At 71.6% G+C, this 827-nt stretch carries 1 pseudogene; it reads right to left on the bottom strand.

The window, feature by feature from the left end:
* Positions 1-827, bottom strand: a pseudogene (locus GSF22_RS33975) (helix-hairpin-helix domain-containing protein); the annotation flags it as partial.

The raw sequence follows: 827 nt of genomic DNA, 5'->3' as shown, positions 1-827 counted from the left end.
TGGCGGCCTCGATGGCGGCGGTGAGGTTGTCGGCGCTCCTGGTCCCCATGCGGTCGAGGGTGAGCAGCTGATCGCGGGTGAGGGTGAACAGGTCGGCGAAGTCCTCGATCAACCCCTTGTCGACGAGTTGCACGATGATCTTCTCGCCGAGGCCGTCGATGTCGAGCGCGTCGCGGGCGACGGCGTACCGGATCGCTTCTTTCTGCCCGCAGGCGCGTCCCCGCTCGCAGCGCCAGCGTTCCTGATTGCGGTCGATGTCGCCGCCGCAGCGCGGGCAGCGTTCGGGGAAGTCGATGGGTTGTTCGGTGCCGGTGCGGAGGCCGGCGACCGCGCCTTCGACGCGGGGGATGACCTCACCGGCTCGGTAGACGACGACGTGGTCTCCGAGCATCAGGCCACGGCGGGCGATGTCGGCCGGGTTGTGCAGGGTGGCGTAGGTGATGGTGGTCCCGGCGACGTCCACGGGGTCGAGGACGGCACGTGGGGCGATCACGCCGGTGCGGCCCACGCTCCACTGCACGGCGCGCAGCACGGTGATCTTCTGGGCGGCCGGGAACTTGAAGGCGGTGGCCCAGTGCGGGGTGCGGGACCCGGTCCCGGCCCGGAGCTGGTCGGCGGGGCTGTCGGCCTTGATCACGGCACCGTCGAGTTCGATGTCGAGTGCCGCGCGCAGGGCGCCGATCTCACGCACCCGGTCCAGGACCTGGTCAAGGGTCGCGTAGGCCCGGGTGGCCAGCGGGGTGTCGGCCGTCGTTCCCAGTCCGAGGGCGGCCAGGCGGGCGACGAGTTGGGTGTGGGTGAGCCCGGCGAGGCCGGGGTCGTCGGTG

Source organism: Micromonospora echinofusca (genome assembly GCF_017614955.1).
GTDB lineage: Bacteria > Actinomycetota > Actinomycetes > Mycobacteriales > Micromonosporaceae > Micromonospora > Micromonospora echinofusca_A.
The sequence above is the reverse complement of the archived record's forward strand: the minus strand, read 5'-3'. Positions and strand labels throughout refer to the sequence as shown.